Origin of the sequence: Pantoea sp. Ep11b (assembly GCF_040783975.1) — a bacterium.
GTDB lineage: Bacteria > Pseudomonadota > Gammaproteobacteria > Enterobacterales > Enterobacteriaceae > Pantoea.
The window spans coordinates 1,942,350-1,959,606 of the sequence record NZ_CP160631.1; the positions used below are offsets into that span (position 1 = coordinate 1,942,350).

Here is a 17,257-nt window from a genome sequence, read left to right on the forward strand (position 1 = left end):
CAATGACCCTGAAAAGCCTTCCGCGAGCGCCGGAGGGGCGGCCTTCTGCGCGCGAAAAACGCGATATGCCGTCATCTGCCATGGAGCGCTGGAACGGCGGCATTAAAGCCGCAAAAAGTGATGACAACAGCATCTCAGTTTTCGATGTAATTGGCGCTGACTGGTACGGCGATGGCGTTACCGCCAGCCGCATAGCGGTAGCGTTGCGTGCCATCGGCGGTGCTGACGTGACGGTGAACATCAATTCACCGGGCGGTGACATGTTTGAAGGCCTGGCGATTTACAACCTGCTGCGTGAATACGAAGGGAAAGTCACCGTTAAGGTGCTGGGTCTGGCTGCTTCTGCAGCCTCCATTATCGCGATGGCAGGGGACGAGGTTCAGATTGGCCGCGGCGCTTTCATCATGATCCATAACTGCTGGGTGTACGCGGTAGGAAACCGACACGATCTCGCACAGGTGGCTGCTGACATGGAGCCCTTCGATAAGGCCATGAACGATATTTATGGCGCGCGAACAGGTCTGGACGCCGAGGCCATTGAGGCAATGATGAATGCGGAAACCTATATCGGCGGCAGTGATGCGGTTGATAAAGGTTTCGCTGATCGACTGCTGGCAGCAGATGAAATTACTGATGACGATGACAGCCCAGCAGCTGCGCTGCGCAAGCTGGATGCCATGCTGGCAAAAACGGATGCACCTCGTTCTGAACGTCGAAAACTTCTCAAAGCATTAACCGGCAGCAAGCCAGGCGCTGCTGCCAACCCTGAAGGTATGCCGGGCGCTACCGACGAAATCAACCCCGAAAATATTGCTCAACTTAAAAACGCGCTGGCCGCGTTCGGCTAATAAGGAATCACCATGTCAGATGTAAATGAGTTACTGAAAAAAGTATCTGCGAAGCTGGAAGAGGTGTCCGGCACCTTCAGTCAGAAAGCTGAAGACGCACTGAAAGAAGCTAAAAATTCTGGTCAGCTGTCAGCGCAGACTAAAGAAGCGGTGGACAAAATCGCAACTGAGTTCAATGCCCTGAATGAAGCAAACAAAGCTCTGAAAGCATCAGTGGGCGAGCTGGAGCAGCACGTTGCGCAGATGCCCCTGGCTAACGCGAAGAAGACCATCGAAACCGTGGGTCAGACCGTTATCAGCAGCGAAGCGCTTAAAGCGTTTTCGGCCAGTGTTGAAGGTGGCAAGCGTGTCAGCGTTCCTGTTAATGCAGCGCTTCTTTCAACTGACGTTGCGACCGGTGTGGTTGAACCTCAGCGCCTTCCCGGTATTGATACTGCTCCTAAACAGCGCCTGTTCATCCGCGATCTGATTGCGCCGGGCCGCACATCTTCACCTGCGATTTTCTGGGTTCAGCAGACCGGATTCACCAATGCGGCTAGGGCTGTAGCAGAAGGCACTGCGAAGCCTTACAGCAACATCACGTTTGCGACTCAGATTACCCCGGTCACTACGATTGCGCACATGTTCAAAGCGTCCAAGCAGATTCTGGATGATTTCGCTCAGCTGCAGTCGACCATTGATGCAGAGATGCGCTACGGCCTGAAGTATGTCGAGGAGCAGGAAATTCTGTTCGGCGATGGTACTGGTGCGCATCTGAAAGGCATCGTGCCGCAGGCATCCAAGTTCACCGCTGCATTCGCAGTTGAAAAGCAGAACGGTATTGACGATTTGCGCCTGGCAATGCTGCAGGCGCAGCTGGCACGTTTCCCGGCTTCCGGTCACGTTCTTCACTTCATTGACTGGGCGAAGATCGAGCTGACCAAAGACACGCTGGGTCGTTACATCTTGGCTAACCCTTCCGCTCTGACCGGTCCGACGCTGTGGGGTCTGCCGGTAGTTGCAACTGAAACTGCAGCATTCCAGGGTAAATTCCTGACCGGTGCATTCAATGCAGCTGCGCAGTTGTTTGATCGTGAGGATGCCAATGTGGTCATCTCCACCGAGAACTCAGATGATTTTGAGAAAAACATGATCTCAATCCGCTGTGAAGAGCGACTGGCGCTGGCCGTTAAACGTCCTGAAGCGTTCATCTACGGCAGCTTCACTGTTCCGGCTGCCAGCTAAACGTCAACAGGCGGCCTTCGGGCCGCTTTGAAGGAGAAAAGCATGAAACTGCTTCTGATTAAACCGAACTATTTCGGCGGAACGGTCGTGTCCGAAGGCAACACCATTGAGACCACCGAGCAGCACGGTCGTGAGCTGATTAAGCTGGGCTATGCCAGTGAGGTGGATGACATCGCAGCTGAGAAAGCGGCAGCTGAGGCGAAGGAAAAAGCCGAAGCCGAGGCGCTTGCAAAGGCTGAAGAAGAGGCCAAAGCAAAGGCCGCTGCTGAAGCGCAGGAAAAAGCGGACGCTGAAGCCAATGCGAAAGCGGCAGCTGAGGCGAAGGAAAAAGCCAAAAAATAAGGCGTTGCCATGCTGCTGACACTTGAAGAAATCCGGCTGCAGTGCCGCCTTGAGAGCGACTTCACGGAAGAGGATCGGCTGCTTGAGCTTTTCGCTCTGGCCGCGGAGGCCAAGGCGGTGACCTACCTCAACCGTAATCTGTATAAAACGGTGGCAGACGTTGCACCGCTTGATACCGATGGCATGGTGATTACCGAAGATATCCGGCTTGCGCTGCTGATGCTGGTCAGTCACTGGTATGAACACCGCAGCTCAGTGTCAGAGCTGGAGATGACGGAGACGCCGCAGGCGTTTGAGTTCCTGCTCTATTCGCGGCGTCTGCCGGTGTCGGGGTATTAGCATGCAGCGACGCTCATCAAATACCAGCGCCGTATTCACGTTGCCCGATCCCGGGGAGCTGAATAAGCGCATCCATCTGCGCCAGCGCATCGACCAGGCAGCAGCGGACTACGGCACTGAGCCGGTCTATCAGAATGAAAAGGACGTCTGGGCGAAGGTCCGGCAGGTGGGTGCCACCACCTATCATGAGTCCGTTCAGGCTGATGACACCATCACCCATTACATGACGATCCGTTATCGCCCGGGAATCACTTCAGATTTTGAGGTGGTTTACGGCGGCTTTGTGTATCGAGTTAAACGCCTGCGCGACCTCAACTCAGCCGGTCGTTACCTGCTGCTGGAGTGTGAGGAGCTGAGGGCCGTTGACAGCAATGAGGTGATGTATGGCTAAGCCGCTTCTGCACGTTGATTTTCAGCAGCCCAAAGACCTCGTTTTTAACCGGGCAAAAATGCGCCGCGCCTTTATTCAGATTGGTCAGGTGCATATGCGTGATGCCAGGCGTCTGGTCATGCGTCGCGGTCGCTCTGCTCCGGGCGAGTATCCGGGATTCAGAACCGGCAGGCTGGCGCGGTCTATCGGTTATTACGTTCCCCGCGCATCAAAAAGCCGTCCGGGCCTGATGGTACGCATCGCGCCAAACCAGAAGCGGGGTGAAGGCAACCGCCTTATTGATAGCGACTTTTACCCGGCGTTCCTGTTCTACGGCGTGAAGCGTGGTGCTAAGCGCAAAAAGGGCCACCACAAAGGCAAGTCCGGCGGTAATGGCTGGCGTGTTGCCCCGCGCAAAAACTACATGACCGAAGTACTGGAGGCGGGCAAAACGTGGACACGCTATGTGCTGACCCGCGCGCTGCGTACTTCCCTGCGTCCTGAAAGGAAAAAGAAATGAAGCTATCACTGGTAATTGCCGCACTCCGGGCGCGATGTCCGATGTTCGCGGGTAACGTGGCCGGGGCGGCTGAGTTCAAGTCAATCCCTGAGACCGGCAAAATGAAGCTGCCGGCAGCGTACGTTGTGCCGACAGAAGACGTCACCGCTGAGCAGAAGTCTTTAACCGACTACTGGCAGAACGTGACCGAAGGCTTTGCGGTGGTCGTGGTGCTGGACAATACGCGTGATGAGCGCGGTCAGGCGGCAGGGTACGACGCCGTGCACGACGTCCGGCAGCAAATCTGGAAGGCATTGCTGGGCTGGGAACCTGATTCAGACGCAGGCCCGGTGGCGTATTCCGGCGGTCAGCTTCTGGATATGGACAGAGGCCGACTCTACTACCAGCTTGAATTCATGCTGACGCGGGAAATCACCGAAGAGGACACGCGCCAGCAGGATGATCTCGACGCTCTGGACGAGCTTAAAACGGTCGAAATCGACGTTGACTATATCGATCCGGGTAATGGCCCTGACGGCATCATTGAGCACCACACCAAAATCAACCTCAGCGAGTAAATCATGCAACTCAGACCCAAGCGCGGGCGGTCAGTTCCTGACCCTGTCCGGGGCGATCTGCTGCCTTCAGAAGGCCGGAACGTCGAAGAGAGCAGCTACTGGCACCGCCGCATTGCGGATGGTGATGTCGAAGAAGTCAGCGCGGAAGAAGAAAAGCCCGCTGCTGACACCAAGAAAAAGGGCGGTGAATAATGTCAGTCTCGTTCCCCACTATTCCGTCAGACCTCCGCGTGCCGCTGTTCTGGGCCGAAATGGACAACAGCGAAGCGAATACCACGCAGAGCAGCGGGCCGTCACTGCTGATTGGCCTCGCCTCAGCTGACAGCACCATCGTGAAAAACAAACTCACCATCATGCCGTCAGCGGCACTGGCGGGTAAGGTTGCAGGCCGTGGCAGCCAGCTTGCTCGCATGGTGGCGCGGTATCGCGCTGTTGATCCGTTCGGTGAACTATGGATTATCGCCGTGACCGAACCTGAAGGCGAGACTGCCAAGGGGACAGTAACGCTGACCGGCAATGCGCAGGCATCAGGTTCGCTAAGCCTGTATATCGGTGCGAAGCGTGTGCAGGCCGCAGTGGTAATCGGCGATGCGCCGACAGCTGTGGCAGCGACGCTGGCCGCCGCCATTAACGCTGACGCCGACCTGCCGGTTACTGCCGCTGCAGCAGTTGGCGTCGTCACTCTTACTGCCCGCCACAAAGGCCTGACAGGAAATGATATCCCGCTGGCGCTGAATTACTACGGCACCGTGGGAAGTGAAACCACCCCTGACGGCGTTAACGTTGCGATTGCTGCAATGGCGGGCGGCACGGGTTCACCGTCACTGGCTGCGACCGTGGCCGCGATGGGCGATGAGCCGTTTGACTTCATCGGCACGCCGTTCAGTGATTCCGCCTCTCTGGCGACGCTGGCGCTGGAAATGAACGACTCTTCCGGACGCTGGGGCTATGCGCGCCAGCTTTACGGCCACGTCTACACGGCGAAAATCGACACGCTCTCCGACCTGGTGGCCTTTGGCGACACCATGAACAACCAGCACATTACCGTAGCCGGTTATGAGCCAGCTGTTCAGACCACCGCTGATGAGCTGGTCGCGCTACGCACCGCACGTAACGCGGTGTTCATCCGCACTGACTCGGCCCGCCCGACGCAGACCGGTGAGCTGACAGGCGCACTGCCGGCACCGGCAGGCAGTCGTTTTACGCTGACCGAGCAGCAGTCTCTGCTGAAGCATGGCATCGCTACAGCTTACGCTGAAAGCGGTGTTCTGCGGATTCAGCGCGATATCACGACCTATCAGAAAAACGCCTATGGCGTGGCTGACAACAGCTACCTGGACAGCGAAACGCTGCATACCAGTGCCTACGTCATCCGGCAGCTTAAGAGCATCATTACCAGCAAATACCCGCGTCATAAGCTGGCAGATGACGGCACTCGCTTCGGTCCGGGTCAGGCCATCGTGACGCCTGCCGTGCTCAAAGGTGAGATGTGCGCCAGCTATCGCACCATGGAGCGGGCAGGCATTGTGGAGAACTTCGATCTCTTCAAGCAGCACTTGGTGGTAGAGCGCAACGTCAGCGACCCGACCCGCGTGGATGTCCTGTTCCCGCCGGATTACGTCAACCAGCTGCGCGTCTTTGCGCTGCTTAATCAATTCCGTCTGCAATACAGCGAGGAGACCGCGTAATGGCAAAGATTGCGGGTACAGCATACGTCAAGGTGGACGGCCAGCAGCTGTCGCTGACCGGCGGCATTGAGGTGCCGATGAACACCAAAGTGCGTGATGACGTTATCGGCCTTGCCGGTGACGTCGATTACAAAGAAACGCACCGTGCGCCTTATGTCAAAGGCACCTTCAAGGTGCCTAAGGCGTTTCCGGTCACAAAGCTGATGGACTCAGACCAGATGACCATCACCGCCGAACTGGCCAACGGCATGGTTTACGTGCTGTCTGAAGCTTTCCAGTTCGGTGAGGCAAACCACAATGCGGAAGAGGGTACTGTTGACCTCGAATTCCACGGCACAGAAGGATTCTATCAGTGAGTGAACTTCAGCTTTCTAAACCCATTACGGCACATGGTGAGACTATTCATGTGCTGGAATTGCGTGAGCCAACGGGCAAGGATGTCCGTGAGCTGGGCTATCCCTACCAGATGAATCAGGATGAGTCAGTAAAGCTGCTGGCGCATGTCGTGGCTAAATATATCAGCCAGCTGGGCGGCATCCCGCCGAGTTCGGTCGATGATATGTCTCCATCGGACCTGAATGCTGCTGGCTGGGTAGTTGCCGGTTTTTTCCTTCAGGCCTGACAGCTAAAGAGCTGCTCAATCTGTACTTCGATTGCGCCAGTTACTGGCGCATAAATCCTCTGGAAGTCCTGAGTGAGGACTTAAAAAGCCTGCAGTTGCTTATAGACCAGGCGAACCGGATAGAACGGGAGCGAAAAGCCAATGGCTGAATTTGAACTGAAGGCGCTTATCACTGGCGTTGACAGGCTTTCACCTGCACTTGGCCGCATGCAAAAGAACCTCCGCCGGTTCCGTAAGGATGCAGATGAAGCGGGCAGGGGTGGCATGGCTATGGCCGGTGGTCTTGCTGTCGGTCTGACAGGCTCGCTGGTTGCTTTTGCCAAACAGGAAGATGCCGCCACTGGCCTGAAAGTTGCCATGATGGATGCCAGCGGCGCGGTTGGCTCTGATTTCGAAAAAATCAATAAGCTCGCCATCGGTCTGGGTAATAAACTGCCTGGCACCACTGCTGACTTTCAGAACATGATGCAGATGCTTGTCAGGCAGGGTATTCCAGCTCAGAACATCCTGAGTGGCGTTGGTGAGGCTTCCGCTTATCTGGCGGTTCAGCTTAAGAAGACACCTGAGGCTGCTGCAGAGTTTGCTGCAAAAATGCAGGATGCCACCGGCACGGCTTCTGAAGATATGATGGGGTTATTCGACACCATCCAGAAAGCTTTTTATCTGGGGGTTGATGACACTAACATGCTGTCATTCTTTTCTAAGACCAGCTCGATTCTTAAGATGGTCAGCAAAGATGGCTTGACGGCGGCCCGTGCTCTGGCACCAATTTCCGTGATGATGGACCAGATGGGGATGGAGGGAGAGGCTTCAGGTAACGCCCTCCGAAAAGTTTTTCAGGCTGGCTTTGACGGTAAGAAGATGAAGGCAGCCAATAAGCTGCTAAGCCGTAAAGGTATTCATTTAGATTTTACCGATGGTAAGGGTGAATTCGGCGGCATTGATAATCTCTTCAAGCAGCTGAACAAGCTTCAATTATTAACCACCAAGCAAAAAACCACCATCATTAAGCAGATATTTGGTGATGATGCCGAAACACTGCAGGTGTTGAATGCCCTGATTGATAAAGGTAAAACCGGCTATGAACAGATTCAGGAGAAAATGGGAAAGCAGGCGGACCTTAACAAGCGTGTTAATGCGCAGCTCAGTACGCTTTCGAATATCTGGGAGTCATTGACCGGTACAGCGGTAAACGGTCTTGCGGCAATCGGCGGCGCTTTTGCCGGTGATGCAAAACGGCTAGTTAGCTGGCTGGGTGATATGTCGGAGCGGTTTACTGAGTTTGCTGACAAAAACCCGAACGTCATCCGTGGTGCATTTGGTATCGCAGCAGGTTTTGTTGGAATGAAGCTGGGCCTGCTGGGTATTAATTTTGCCCTTGGGATTCTGGGACAGGGGCTTAAGCTCTCTCCAATGGGCGTGTTTCTTCGATTGGCCGCCCTGGGAATCGGGATTTTAATTTCTGACTGGGATAAGTTCGGCCCGGTAGTTGAAAGGGTCTGGACAAAAATAGACGGCCTGACGGAATCTCTGGGCGGTATGAATGGCATCATTACCGGAATTGGTGGGGTGATGGCAGGAGCCTTCACTCTTCAGGTAATTGGATCACTTACGACCGCTACAGCGAAGGCAAGCGGTTTACTCGCTGTCCTGAGCAAAATAAGCAAACTTAGCGCCTTAACAGTTTCTATAGCTGTTGCGCTCTACATGTTTAAGAAGCTGGAAGAGATATCTGATGCAGTAACTAAAAAAGATGGCACCGAATCATTTTGGGAGTCATTTAAGAAGAGGCTGAAAGCTGGCGGATGGTATAACAACCAGAGAGATTTAGACGCTGGAAATCTCAAATTACCGGGTAAAATCCCTTCCGCTCCATCTCAGGTGGTTGACAATAGAGGTGAAACAAAGCCGTTTTGGGAATCGCTCAAAGAGGACTGGGGAGCTGGCGACTGGTTTAAACTTCAAAGGCAGAATTCAACAGGCAATCCTCAGATGGCAAACCCAAATCTATCTATGCCGTCCTTGCTTAAGGAGCCAGCAAGACAGGGAGAGCTTAAAGTAAGTTTTGAGGATGCTCCGCAAGGAATGCGAGTAACTCCGGTAGGTGGAAATCTGCCTTGGCTTGATTTGGATGTTGGCTACAATAGATTTTCTCAATAGATGTTAAAGTAAACTTATTTTCATCCGATATATATTTTCTAGCAAAAGGAGGATGTATGACGGATCTGATATTTACAAAGGTTTTAGCTAAAGATTTAACCGAATCAGCGTTAAAAGAATTTATCGAAAAAAAAGCTTCATTTCAGGTCATAGATGTTGACGAGATTTCATTAGGCGTGAATCGCATTGAGCGAGAGATTGAGCGCCAGCAAATGACTTGCAGGGTTTACACTGAGTACCGGACAGCGGCAATTGCTGGAATTGCAGTCCCTACAGGATTCACCCAGCTTTTTGGCATTGCGACTGCAATTGGCGTCGGTATACATAATGCGGTGACATACAATCCTGACTATGAAATCGGAAAGAATAAATTAGGAAGTCACATCAGTGTTTTCTATAAGAAATAATATTGAATCTTAAAAAAACCCGCTACGGCGGGTTTTTTTTCGTCTGGAGTATGCAATGAGCTGGATAGACAATCTGCAGGATGCCTCGCTGCGGGGCGTTCGGTTTAAGGTAGAGGAAGATGAGGCAACCTTTGGGCGCCGTGTGCAGGTGCATGAATACCCCAACAGGGACAAGCCGTGGGCTGAAGATTTAGGCCGGGCGACGCGCCGCTTCAGCGTTCAGGCTTATCTCATTGGGGACGATATCTTTGAGCAGCGTAACCGGCTGATTGAGGCAATTGAGAAGCCGGGGGCATGTACGCTTGTTCATCCCTACTACGGCGAGATGACAGTAGTTGTGGATGATACGGTTCGCGTCAGCCACTCGCAGAGCGAAGGCCGCATGTGTCGGGTGAACTTCAGCTTTATTGAGTCGGGCGAGCTGTCGTTTCCGACTGCAGGGCTGGCGACAGGACAGAAACTGTCGTCGTCGGTGTCTTTTCTGGACGACGCTATATCTTCAGCTTTCGGTGCCTTTGGCATGGATGGCATGCCGGACTTCCTGCAGGACGGTGTGCTGGATGAGGCAACTGGCATGTTCAGCAACGTAACCAGCGCTTTTCAGTACGTTGATTCGGGTATAAGCGCGGCATCACGCCTGATGCAGGGAGACCTGTCGGTGCTACTAAATCCGCCTTCCAGCGGCATGAGTTTTGTTAACCGTCTTCAGACCATGTGGCGTGCAGGCTCGCGCCTTACCGGCAACGCTTCTGACCTGATGGCGATGATTAAGGGACTGACTGGCGTCACCTTAGACTCCGGACTGGCCCCGCGAGGCATCTGGAATACTGACAGCAAAACGGCACAAACGCAGACTATACAGCGTAACTATGTGGCGCAGGCTGTGCGCACTACGGCAATCAGTGAAGCAGCCACGGCGGTAACAAGCCTGCCTCAAACTGCAAACCGAACAGTCACGCGCCAGCAGGACACGCTGCAGCCGGTCAGGGTATCGCACCCGGCCGTCAGCAACATTCAGCCGGTAGCCGCTGACACTACAGCAACATCTGTATTGACCGCATCCACCACGACTACAGCCACATCACGGGCATCCGTTACCACTGCCTCAGCTTCATCAGGGGGCACATCATCGACCGATAGCGGTATGGTCATCACATGGGATGACCTCGCTCAGGTGCGTGATAGCCTCAATGAAGCCATTGATCGTGAGATGGAGCGGGTTTCTGATGACGGGCTGTATCAGGCGCTGGTTACCGTGCGCACTGACCTGAATCGCGATATTTCAGCACGGATTGAGCAGGTTGAACGCATGACGGAGCGCACACCTTCGCAGGTAATGCCCGCGCTTGTGCTGGCCGCAGACTGGTACGACTCTGCATCGCGGGCCGGTGACATCACCGCACGCAACGGCATTCGCCACCCCGGCTTCGTGCCGGTTCAGACACTGAGGGTGCCGGTTAGATGAACAACACAGTTATTCTCCGGGTGAACGGGCAGGAGTGGGGCGGCTGGACTTCGGTCCGGATCGCCGCCGGTATTGAGCGCATTGCCCGTGATTTCACCGTTGAGATTACCCGTAGCTGGCCCGGCGATACTGGCCAGGCCAACCGCAGCAGCCGGATTAATAACGGTGACCTTGTTGAAGTGTTGATAGGCACTGACAAAGTGCTGACGGGCTTTATCGAAGCAACGCCGGTCCGGTATGACGCACGTAGTATTAGCGTCGGGATATCCGGTCGTAGCAAGACCGCCGACCTCATCGACTGCTCGGCCACGCCATCGCAGTATGCCGGACGATCACTGGAACAAGTTGCCGCTGAGCTGGCAAAGCCGTTCAGCATCAAGGTAGTGGATGCGGGCGGTGCTTCAGGTGCGCTTCAGGGTGTTCAGGCCGATCAGGGTGAAACAGTCATGGACGTGCTGAACAAAATGCTCGGTCTGCAACAGGCGCTGGCGTATGACGACGCGCAGGGCAATCTGGTGATAGGCGGCATCGGCAGTCAGCAGGCGCATACCGCGCTGGTGCTGGGTGAAAATATTCTTTCCTGCGACACAGAAAAGAGCATCCGCGACCGTTTCAGCGACTATCAGGTGTCCGGTCAGCGAAAGGGTAATGACGATGACTTTGGCGAGGCCACGACTACGGCCATTCGCTCAAAGACTATTGATGGCGGACTGAATCGCTACCGTCCGATGATTATTCGTCAGACCGGCAACGCCACCACGGCAACCTGCAGCGCTCGCGCGGAATTTGAGATGCGCCAGCGTGCTGCACGTACCGATGAAGTGACCTACACAGTACAGGGCTGGCGGCAGGGCGACGGATCACTCTGGCTGCCTAACCTGCAGGTGGTCGTGTTCGACTCCATCCTCGGCTTTAACAATCGTCAGATGGTCATCGCTGAGGTGACTTACCAGCAGGACGAGAAAGGTACCGTTTCCGAAATACGGGTCGGTCCGGCTGATGCTTATCTTCCTGAACCGGCTAAGCCAGGGAAACGAAGGAAAAAGAAAGAAGAGGATGATTTCTGATGGCTAACCCGATGTCAGGCATGGGTCGTGCGCTTTCAAACCTGCTGGCCCGCGCGGTAGTTCGTGGTCTTAATACAGCCACAAAGTGCCAGATGCTTCAGGTTGAAATGGCCGGAGGCGAGGGCAAAGGCGATATTGAGCATATGGAGCCTTACGGCTTTACTGCCGCGCCGCTGACCGGTGCAGAGGCGGTGGCCGCCTACTTTGACGGTGACAGGTCACACGGGGTGGTGCTGGTTGTCTCTGACCGTCGCTTCCGCGTCAGGGGCCTTACGCCCGGCGAGGTGGCGGTGTATGACGATCAGGGGCAGTCGGTCACGCTCACCCGGAATGGAATCATTGTTAACGGTGCAGGCAAGCCGATCACCTTCACCAATGCGCCGAAAGCCCGATTCGAAATGGATATCGAGGCAACCGGTGAAATTAAAGACAAGTGCGACTCATCCGGCCTGACTATGTCAGCAATGCGTGTTGCTTACAACGGTCATAAGCATAGAGAAAACGGCGATGGCGGTGGCATCACAGATGTGACAACGCAGAAAATGGAGGCGCCATGATAGTGATGATTAATGGCATCCAGCGTGATGTGACGTGGCCGCCTGACTCTCTGACCCGCGCCGTCATTATCTCATTGTTCTCCTGGCGAAAGGCTGAGCCTGACGATAATCCGGAGCAGGATAATGGCTGGTGGGGTGACAGCTTCCCGACTGTGCAGAATGACCGCATCGGGTCACGCCTTTATCTTCTCAGTCGCGAAAAGCTGACCAATAAAACACCCCTGAAAGTTCGTGAATATATCAGCCAGGCACTTCAGTGGCTGGTGGATGATGGCGTGGCGGTCAGTGTGGACGTCAGGGCCGAGAGAACCGGAATCAGTATCCTTAGTGCCTCAGTGGTTATCAGCCAGAAAGACGGTAACCAGGCTGCATTTTCCTTTGACGATTTATGGAGTGAACTTAATGGCTGACAGCGGATTTACCCGCCCGACACTCCCCCAGTTAATCACCACCGTCCGCAACGATATCCTTACCCGTCTCTCGGCAGATTCTGCACTGGCAGCACTGCGCCGTACTGACGCCGAAGTCTATGGACGGGTTCAGGCGGCAGCGGTTCACACCGTCTATGGCTATATCGACTACCTTGCCCGAAACCTTCTGCCAGATCTCGCTGATGAGGACTGGCTCAGGCGACATGCCAACATGAAGCGCTGCCCGCGCAAAGCGGCTACAGAAGCAGCGGGCTACGTGCGCTGGGACATTACTGCGAAAGATATAACCGTCCCGGCAGGCGTGATTATCCAGCGCGATGATCTGACAGCCTACACCACAACAGCGGCGGCCACGTCAGCGGGAGGCACACTGCGCGTGCCGGTCATCTGCGATGTGGCTGGAAAGTCTGGCAACACCGATGACGGGCTGGCGATGCGACTGGTGAGCCCCATCAACGGCCTGACGTCCGCGGGAGTGGCCGACAGCATTCAGGGCGGCGCGGATATTGAAGATTTGGAAGTCTGGCGGGCACGCATCATCGAGCGATGGTACTGGACTCCGCAGGGTGGCGCCGATGGAGATTATGAGGTATGGGCTAAAGAGGTGCCTGGCATCACCCGCGCTTGGACTTACCGGCACTGGAGCGGCCGGGGCACGGTTGGCGTAATGGTGGCCAGCAGCGATCTGATAAATCCTGTTCCGGATGCGGCCACAGTGGCAACCGTACAGGCCTATATCGAACCGCGTGCGCCCGTAGCCGGCGCAGACATATACGCTTTCGCCGCCTCTACTCATGTAGTCAATTTCCAGATTCGGCTCAACCCGGACACGCCGGAAGTCCGGTATGCCGTTGAGGCAGAGTTGCGTTCGATGATGCTGCGCGACGGGGTCCCGGAGGGAGTGCTTAAGCCGTCTCGTATTAGTGAGGCAATCAGCATCGCAGCGGGTGAATACAGTCATACATTGGTCAGCCCAACTGCGGACATCCCGATTGCAAAGGGTGAAGTAGGAGTGGTGGGGAGTATTTCATGGACCTGACAGCTCAGTATCACCAGATGCTAGGGGCGCTTCTTCCGCGAGGCCCCGCATGGGATGCAGACGATCTGCTGCTGGCGGGTTTTGCACCGTCGCTGGCTGCGGTCCATGGTCGTGTTGATGCGCTGATGCAGGAGACCGATCCACGCTCAGTTACTGAGCTGATCGATCGCTATGAGCAGATTAGCGGATTTCCTGACAGCTGCGCACCGCCAGGCGTTCAGACCCTTCAGCAAAGGCGCCAGCGGCTGGATGCAAAGTTAAACCTGCCAGGTGGTATCAATGAAGCTTTCTATCTGGGACAGCTGAGTGCGCTTGGCTATACCGATGTGATCATCACCCGGTACAGCAGGAGCCAGTTTACCTGCATGTCTGACTGCACTGATTCGCTTTACAGCGATGAGTGGCGTTACTACTGGCAGGTGAACATGCCAGTGACGACTCAGATAGCTCCAATGACAACCATCAGTAACTGCACTGACAGCCTCAGAACATGGGGAGATACCGTTGCAGAGTGCGTGCTTAATAAGCTGGCTCCCTCCCATACTTACTTAATTTTCAGATATCCGGAGTAAAAATGCATCGTATTAGTACATCTACTGCCCAGAAAGATAAATTCGGCGTGGGTAAAAATGGATTCACTGGCGGTAATCCGCAGACAGGTGAATTGCCCACAGCACTTGACGCTGATTTTTTTGATTCGGTGCAGGAAGAGATTGCCAGAGTTATTGAATCAGCGGGGTTATCTTTAGATAAAAGTAACAATTCTCAACTACTGGCGGCCATAAAAGCCTTATTAAGCAATGGAAGGCTGCTAGGAGTTAAACCAATTCTCACATCAACCAACTACACGCCGAGCCCGGGAACCAAGTTTCTGCGCATTAAAGCAGTGGCGGGCGGTGGCGCCAGCGGTAGTGAACCAGCCACTACTTCTGGCAGCGGAGGAATGTCACAGGGAGGATATTATGGTCAGTATATTGATATTTGGATTCCTGTATCTGCGTTCACTGCTCCAGTTTCGATTGTGATTGGATCGGGCGGAAGCCCTGCGGCGGCCGGGCAGAATACAGGCGGGACGGGAGGTGCAACTTCTTTCGGATCTGTTTTCACACTTCCCGGCGGCCCAGGAGGCGTATCAATGCCACTTTCTACAGGGGCAAATGCGGCTGGAGCCAGTATATCCAGTAGGCCAATCACCTCAACAATCACACCTATTAACTCATCAGGTGGAATCACCAAGGCAAGCACAGTCATTCAAGTAGTGCCTGGAACTAACCTTGGTCAGATGCCATTACCTTCTCCAATTGAAGGGGGCTATTACGGGTCTGGGGGAATTGGCCTGCCTGCTACAACTACGGCCGTGCAGGGAAATCCGGGGGTGTCAGGATTAATGATTATTGAGGAGTATGCGTAATGACAGTTGACCTAGCTATGATTGCAGATGGCGATATTGAAGTGCTTAACACCATTGTTGCAGAAAACGATGACTTCAAAATATCCGGTTATTATTTTGTTCCAATTGCAGATAAGCCGTGCCAGATAGGTATGTTTTACAACAAAAAGAATGGTCTTTTTTATTTTGATAAAGGGTTCAAGCTGACGTCAAACCCTATTGAAGATCCATCCCAAGTCCCAGCTGAAGCAGACACTAAAGAATCAGACTGACCCTGCGTGCGGTTCCTGGAGAAAGACAAAGGTCGGAGAAATGGAGTGATAATCGCTCTCGGCGTCCTGAAACTGTGCAGGCTCTATAAGCCTTAGATTATATCCATCCTTTGAAATCACTGCTCTATAAGCGTATTGGTGTGTGTGCCTGATAATTTCATAGAACTCTTCAAACTTATCTCCCCACAGTTCAGAGAATATTACTCTAGGGGGATTGGTCTCCAGTGTTCTGCAGGCGCCCATCAATGCGTCCTTTTCCGCCCCCTCTATATCCATTTTCCAGACGTCAAAATTTCCGTTGATTCCATCAATGGTTATTTTAGGTACACATATTTTCTTAGGTTCTTCACTGAAGATGTGCCTGAACATATTTACGCTTTCAAGGTCATATGTAGAGCCTTGGTTGTGCGCCTCGGAAACATATATGTCAATCAAACCTTCCTTGTTGGACAAGGCAGCCTTTAGCGGCTTAATCTGAGAGCAACCAATGCTTTTAATTCTGCTGTAAATCTCAGGTATAGGCTCAATTGCAGTTACCGAAGATGCCCCACTAGCAAGGAAAAGCAACGCGGTCAGACCAATATTTGCGCCGGCATCTAAAACACAATCGCCTTCACGAACAAATTTGCTGATAAGCATCCTGTCTATGTCATATTGCGGATACTGCACATCCAGAATGGCGCAAGCCGCATAGCGTCTCTCATGCGGATTTGAAAGGTCAAGCTTTACCGGGAAGTCATTTATGCTTATAAAGGCACTTCCTGTATTTTTAATATTCCCTTCAATTTCAGTATAATACATAAAAAACCCTCTAGTTTATTTTGCTCCATTAGCCTTTTAGCGGTAGCTTTTTAAAGATTACCTTATCTTAACTCACAAGCCCAATTGTAGTTTTGCTTGAAACTTAGAAAGTAAATTTCTGAGCGACATAAAAAAGCGCCGGCTACGGGGCAGGGGTATACCGCGCCTCTCTGAGCAGACTGCAGGATGGTAAATCTTAGGGTATACCTTTGCATGAAAGGTAACCAAGAGGCAGGCATAAAAAAGCCCGCGTTACACGGGCGTAAAGTAAGACCAACCAGGAAATCCATATCATCAGCTAAAGCTGACATAGGAAGCTTAGAGCGTATTTGGATTTCGAGTGTGACGCCTGTGCAAGAAATGATTCAACCGGTCATAAACGGCAGAGGGAAATGCGCGGTTAAAAAAATACCTGCTCCGAGGTGGGTAGCAGGCATAAGTTGTGGTGAAACCAGTGATACTCTTACGAGGCGTCTCAGGTTGTGACGAGGCGTCAGGCGAGCCAGCCCGGCGTCTCATTATCAAGCGGTAGGAGCGCATGCCGCTCACAACAAATTGAGCTTAGAGTCGGGCCGTCAGATGACAAGCGTAAGCGGCAAGCTTTTTAACTTCCCATAAAAAAGCCGGTGTTTAATCTTTCTGCAAAACAATAATTAATCCATTGATCTTAATAAATTAAATTTTCTTTCAAAAAGCATAATACAAACTAGTATTTAATTATTTTTTTCTTTTCTTATCAGTGCCTTAATCCCCTTATGTTAATGTAATGCTGCGTCATCTGGAGTGGTTCGAAGCGGCTGACCTGATTGTTAAAGGTGTTGAAGGCGCTATCGCTAACAAGACTGTGACTTACGATTTCGAACGCCTGATGGATGGCGCTAAACTGCTGAAATGCTCAGAGTTTGGTGACGCAATCATCGAAAATATGTAATAGTGTGTGCTAAGTCCACTCCGATTTGCTTCAAAGGGATCGGAGTGGACTCCTTTCAGTTAAATCCTTTTGCAAAACTCCCCGAAAAAGAGCGTTTTAACCTGTCACCTGCAATCAACCTTTTTCCCTGTCGTCATTACAGGATTCGCCTGCGTCTGTTTTTTGATGACCTGACAGGTGCTGTGAATCCACGCTTACAGACGCTATAGCCGTCAGACAAAAATCTC

The 17,257-nt window shown here is 53.2% G+C and carries 22 protein-coding genes and 1 pseudogene; 22 read left to right on the forward strand and 1 reads right to left on the reverse strand.

Annotation, left to right across the window (positions count from 1 at the left end):
- The first annotated feature begins 2 nt into the window (after positions 1-2).
- The 21 genes from AB1748_RS09185 to AB1748_RS09285 all read left to right on the forward strand — a co-directional run bounded on the left by AB1748_RS09185 (position 3) and on the right by AB1748_RS09285 (position 15,298).
- Positions 3-848: a head maturation protease, ClpP-related gene (locus AB1748_RS09185; protein ID WP_367396297.1), complete on the forward strand. Its 846-nt coding sequence runs from the start codon at positions 3-5 to the stop codon at positions 846-848.
- A gap of 12 nt (positions 849-860) precedes the next feature.
- Positions 861-2,072, forward strand: coding sequence for a phage major capsid protein (locus AB1748_RS09190; protein ID WP_367396298.1), 1,212 nt, complete (start codon positions 861-863; stop codon positions 2,070-2,072).
- Between the two features lie 42 nt (positions 2,073-2,114).
- Complete coding sequence (locus tag AB1748_RS09195) at positions 2,115-2,414, forward strand: hypothetical protein (RefSeq protein WP_367396299.1); 300 nt, start codon at positions 2,115-2,117, stop codon at positions 2,412-2,414.
- Between the two features lie 9 nt (positions 2,415-2,423).
- Positions 2,424-2,753, forward strand: a complete 330-nt coding sequence (locus AB1748_RS09200) for a head-tail connector protein (protein ID WP_367396300.1) — start codon at positions 2,424-2,426, stop codon at positions 2,751-2,753.
- Between the two features lies 1 nt (position 2,754).
- Positions 2,755-3,144, forward strand: coding sequence for a phage head closure protein (locus tag AB1748_RS09205; protein WP_367396301.1), 390 nt, complete (start codon positions 2,755-2,757; stop codon positions 3,142-3,144).
- On the forward strand, positions 3,137-3,643 hold the full coding sequence (locus AB1748_RS09210) for a hypothetical protein (RefSeq protein ID WP_367396302.1): 507 nt from the start codon (positions 3,137-3,139) through the stop codon (positions 3,641-3,643). Before AB1748_RS09205 ends, AB1748_RS09210 begins: the two co-directional genes overlap by 8 nt.
- Complete coding sequence (locus AB1748_RS09215) at positions 3,640-4,200, forward strand: hypothetical protein (RefSeq protein ID WP_367396303.1); 561 nt, start codon at positions 3,640-3,642, stop codon at positions 4,198-4,200. Before AB1748_RS09210 ends, AB1748_RS09215 begins: the two co-directional genes overlap by 4 nt.
- A gap of 3 nt (positions 4,201-4,203) precedes the next feature.
- Positions 4,204-4,392, forward strand: a complete 189-nt coding sequence (locus AB1748_RS09220) for a DUF2635 domain-containing protein (protein ID WP_346463429.1) — start codon at positions 4,204-4,206, stop codon at positions 4,390-4,392.
- A complete protein-coding gene (locus AB1748_RS09225; RefSeq protein WP_367396304.1) occupies positions 4,392-5,888 on the forward strand; it encodes a phage tail sheath subtilisin-like domain-containing protein in 1,497 nt (498 codons plus the stop codon). The genes AB1748_RS09220 and AB1748_RS09225 overlap by 1 nt, the downstream gene beginning before the upstream one ends.
- Entirely contained in the window at positions 5,888-6,244 is a 357-nt protein-coding gene (locus tag AB1748_RS09230; RefSeq protein ID WP_367396305.1) for a phage tail tube protein, read from the forward strand. Before AB1748_RS09225 ends, AB1748_RS09230 begins: the two co-directional genes overlap by 1 nt.
- Positions 6,241-6,510 carry a phage tail assembly protein gene (locus AB1748_RS09235; protein WP_033756071.1) on the forward strand — a complete coding sequence of 90 codons (270 nt, stop codon included), beginning with the start codon at positions 6,241-6,243 and terminating at the stop codon, positions 6,508-6,510. Before AB1748_RS09230 ends, AB1748_RS09235 begins: the two co-directional genes overlap by 4 nt.
- Positions 6,511-6,651: 141 nt before the next feature.
- The gene (locus AB1748_RS09240) at positions 6,652-8,670 is read left to right on the forward strand and encodes a phage tail tape measure protein (RefSeq protein WP_367396306.1); all 2,019 of its coding nucleotides are present in this window, start codon (positions 6,652-6,654) and stop codon (positions 8,668-8,670) included.
- A 56-nt stretch (positions 8,671-8,726) separates the two neighbouring features.
- A complete protein-coding gene (locus tag AB1748_RS09245) occupies positions 8,727-9,077 on the forward strand; it encodes a hypothetical protein (protein ID WP_367396307.1) in 351 nt (116 codons plus the stop codon).
- 55 nt (positions 9,078-9,132) lie between these two features.
- On the forward strand, positions 9,133-10,542 hold the full coding sequence (locus AB1748_RS09250) for a DNA circularization protein (RefSeq protein WP_367395378.1): 1,410 nt from the start codon (positions 9,133-9,135) through the stop codon (positions 10,540-10,542).
- Positions 10,539-11,609 carry a phage baseplate assembly protein gene (locus AB1748_RS09255; RefSeq protein ID WP_367395379.1) on the forward strand — a complete coding sequence of 357 codons (1,071 nt, stop codon included), beginning with the start codon at positions 10,539-10,541 and terminating at the stop codon, positions 11,607-11,609. The genes AB1748_RS09250 and AB1748_RS09255 overlap by 4 nt, the downstream gene beginning before the upstream one ends.
- A 20-nt stretch (positions 11,610-11,629) precedes the next feature.
- Positions 11,630-12,166: a phage baseplate assembly protein V gene (locus AB1748_RS09260; protein ID WP_367396331.1), complete on the forward strand. Its 537-nt coding sequence runs from the start codon at positions 11,630-11,632 to the stop codon at positions 12,164-12,166.
- On the forward strand, positions 12,163-12,576 hold the full coding sequence (locus AB1748_RS09265) for a phage GP46 family protein (protein WP_367395380.1): 414 nt from the start codon (positions 12,163-12,165) through the stop codon (positions 12,574-12,576). The genes AB1748_RS09260 and AB1748_RS09265 overlap by 4 nt, the downstream gene beginning before the upstream one ends.
- A complete protein-coding gene (locus tag AB1748_RS09270) occupies positions 12,569-13,636 on the forward strand; it encodes a baseplate J/gp47 family protein (protein WP_367395381.1) in 1,068 nt (355 codons plus the stop codon). The genes AB1748_RS09265 and AB1748_RS09270 overlap by 8 nt, the downstream gene beginning before the upstream one ends.
- Positions 13,627-14,208, forward strand: coding sequence for a YmfQ family protein (locus tag AB1748_RS09275; protein WP_367395382.1), 582 nt, complete (start codon positions 13,627-13,629; stop codon positions 14,206-14,208). The genes AB1748_RS09270 and AB1748_RS09275 overlap by 10 nt, the downstream gene beginning before the upstream one ends.
- A 2-nt stretch (positions 14,209-14,210) precedes the next feature.
- Positions 14,211-15,047 (forward strand): hypothetical protein, encoded by an 837-nt coding sequence (locus AB1748_RS09280; protein ID WP_367395383.1) that lies wholly within the window; start codon positions 14,211-14,213, stop codon positions 15,045-15,047.
- Positions 15,047-15,298, forward strand: coding sequence for a hypothetical protein (locus AB1748_RS09285; protein WP_367395384.1), 252 nt, complete (start codon positions 15,047-15,049; stop codon positions 15,296-15,298). Before AB1748_RS09280 ends, AB1748_RS09285 begins: the two co-directional genes overlap by 1 nt.
- Here AB1748_RS09285 and AB1748_RS09290 read toward each other — a convergent pair.
- On the reverse strand, positions 15,290-16,099 hold the full coding sequence (locus tag AB1748_RS09290) for an FkbM family methyltransferase (protein WP_367395385.1): 810 nt from the start codon (positions 16,097-16,099) through the stop codon (positions 15,290-15,292). The genes AB1748_RS09285 and AB1748_RS09290 overlap by 9 nt on opposite strands.
- Positions 16,100-16,862: 763 nt before the next feature.
- On the opposite strand from AB1748_RS09290, the pseudogene AB1748_RS09295 reads away from it, so the two are divergent.
- Positions 16,863-17,030, forward strand: a pseudogene (locus tag AB1748_RS09295) (isocitrate/isopropylmalate family dehydrogenase); the annotation flags it as partial.
- Positions 17,031-17,257 lie beyond the last annotated feature (227 nt).

Bases quoted from the DNA above. Each gene is read 5' to 3' on its own strand.
- AB1748_RS09290 (WP_367395385.1), bottom strand. From the start codon at position 16,099: ATGTATTATACTGAAATTGAAGGGAATATTAAAAATACAGGAAGTGCC.
- AB1748_RS09185 (WP_367396297.1), top strand. From the start codon at position 3: ATGACCCTGAAAAGCCTTCCGCGAGCGCCGGAGGGGCGGCCTTCTGCG.
- AB1748_RS09265 (WP_367395380.1), top strand. From the start codon at position 12,163: ATGATAGTGATGATTAATGGCATCCAGCGTGATGTGACGTGGCCGCCT.
- AB1748_RS09195 (WP_367396299.1), top strand. From the start codon at position 2,115: ATGAAACTGCTTCTGATTAAACCGAACTATTTCGGCGGAACGGTCGTG.
- AB1748_RS09240 (WP_367396306.1), top strand. From the start codon at position 6,652: ATGGCTGAATTTGAACTGAAGGCGCTTATCACTGGCGTTGACAGGCTT.
- AB1748_RS09200 (WP_367396300.1), top strand. From the start codon at position 2,424: ATGCTGCTGACACTTGAAGAAATCCGGCTGCAGTGCCGCCTTGAGAGC.
- AB1748_RS09250 (WP_367395378.1), top strand. From the start codon at position 9,133: ATGAGCTGGATAGACAATCTGCAGGATGCCTCGCTGCGGGGCGTTCGG.
- AB1748_RS09260 (WP_367396331.1), top strand. From the start codon at position 11,630: ATGGGTCGTGCGCTTTCAAACCTGCTGGCCCGCGCGGTAGTTCGTGGT.
- AB1748_RS09225 (WP_367396304.1), top strand. From the start codon at position 4,392: ATGTCAGTCTCGTTCCCCACTATTCCGTCAGACCTCCGCGTGCCGCTG.
- AB1748_RS09230 (WP_367396305.1), top strand. From the start codon at position 5,888: ATGGCAAAGATTGCGGGTACAGCATACGTCAAGGTGGACGGCCAGCAG.
- AB1748_RS09215 (WP_367396303.1), top strand. From the start codon at position 3,640: ATGAAGCTATCACTGGTAATTGCCGCACTCCGGGCGCGATGTCCGATG.
- AB1748_RS09210 (WP_367396302.1), top strand. From the start codon at position 3,137: ATGGCTAAGCCGCTTCTGCACGTTGATTTTCAGCAGCCCAAAGACCTC.
- AB1748_RS09280 (WP_367395383.1), top strand. From the start codon at position 14,211: ATGCATCGTATTAGTACATCTACTGCCCAGAAAGATAAATTCGGCGTG.
- AB1748_RS09245 (WP_367396307.1), top strand. From the start codon at position 8,727: ATGACGGATCTGATATTTACAAAGGTTTTAGCTAAAGATTTAACCGAA.
- AB1748_RS09205 (WP_367396301.1), top strand. From the start codon at position 2,755: ATGCAGCGACGCTCATCAAATACCAGCGCCGTATTCACGTTGCCCGAT.
- AB1748_RS09285 (WP_367395384.1), top strand. From the start codon at position 15,047: ATGACAGTTGACCTAGCTATGATTGCAGATGGCGATATTGAAGTGCTT.
- AB1748_RS09275 (WP_367395382.1), top strand. From the start codon at position 13,627: ATGGACCTGACAGCTCAGTATCACCAGATGCTAGGGGCGCTTCTTCCG.
- AB1748_RS09255 (WP_367395379.1), top strand. From the start codon at position 10,539: ATGAACAACACAGTTATTCTCCGGGTGAACGGGCAGGAGTGGGGCGGC.
- AB1748_RS09270 (WP_367395381.1), top strand. From the start codon at position 12,569: ATGGCTGACAGCGGATTTACCCGCCCGACACTCCCCCAGTTAATCACC.
- AB1748_RS09220 (WP_346463429.1), top strand. From the start codon at position 4,204: ATGCAACTCAGACCCAAGCGCGGGCGGTCAGTTCCTGACCCTGTCCGG.
- AB1748_RS09190 (WP_367396298.1), top strand. From the start codon at position 861: ATGTCAGATGTAAATGAGTTACTGAAAAAAGTATCTGCGAAGCTGGAA.